We start from the raw sequence: 1,151 nt of genomic DNA, 5'->3' as shown, positions 1-1,151 counted from the left end.
CGCCTCATCTACCAGGCCCGCCTCCAGGCCCGCTTCGGCCGCTCCTGGCGCCGCAAGGCCCCCGTCGAGTCCCTGATGCCGCTGCGCCTGGCGCGCTTCGGCGTACCGCTGGCGGAGACGGCCCCCGCGGGCCTCGCCGCGGCAGGCATCGGTGCACCGGGGCAGCAGTACGAGCCCGCTGCTCCCGAGGTGCGCCGAGTACCGGCCCAGCAAGCCCCGGCGGTGGGGGAGGAGCGGATACCGGCGGGCCTGCCGCAGCAACCCGAAGCGCTCAATCCCGCAACCGGAGCCGAACACAGTCCGGACCCGGAACTGCTGACGGAGGACGGGACGTACCCGGAGGGATACTTCGAGGCGTACCTCGCGTTCGTGACGCAGCACGGCGGCTACCCCACAGCTCACCAGTTCAGCTACTTCCTCATGGACGCCTACGGCATCGCGCAGCACGACGGTCGACCGTTGCCACGCAACCAGCTCGGTTTGATGACCCAGCACTTCGAGCAGCGGGATGCGGGCCAGTCCCTGCCGCAGGCTCCGCGCCCTGACGAGGCTCAGGAGGGGGAGACCGGGGAGGCGACGGAAGAGGAATGGGCCGCGTTCATCCAGGACGCGGCGCGCCTGTTCGTCTCCGAGTTCGGGCACCTCCCCGATCTCGCGACCTTCAGCGCGTTCCTGGCGTCGCGATACCTGCTCAGTGGACCCGACGGCTACCCGCTGGGCGAGGACGTGTTGGCGGAGTACCTGACAGTTATCGAAGCCGAAGGACGGCACGCCGCCCCTCCGGAGGAGCGGGAGCCTGACCCCGTGGCACTTGAGGAGGGGACAGAGGAGCAGGGGGTCCGCAGGGCCCCGGTGCCCGAGCAGCGGAAGCGCTCTCCGCGTATCGATGCCCAGCTCCCGGCCGACGATGAGGTCTCACCGGCGCCGACGGATCCGGCTGGGCCGCAGTTCACCACGGTCGACCGCTACTACCTGGCCTGGCTCGACTATCAGAGCGCCCACCGAGCCCTCCGACAAGGAGCTCTCGGCCTTCTTGGCCAAGCACGGCATCACGGGACGTAGCGGAGCACCGGTCGACCCCAGCACCCTGCGCCGCTACCTGCCTCAATTCCGTGTCTACGAAGTCTGGGCCGCCGAGCGGCAGCACACCG

The 1,151-nt window shown here is 70.2% G+C and carries 1 pseudogene; it reads left to right on the top strand.

Going from position 1 to position 1,151, the window contains the following annotated elements:
* Positions 1 to 1,062, top strand: a pseudogene (locus AC5P1C_RS43750) (hypothetical protein); the annotation flags it as partial.
* Between the last annotated feature and the right edge of the window lie 89 nt (positions 1,063 to 1,151).

This window comes from Streptomyces sp. A18 (assembly GCF_059026065.1).
Note: the sequence above shows the minus strand (reverse complement) of the source record. Positions and strands in the feature narration are given on the sequence as shown.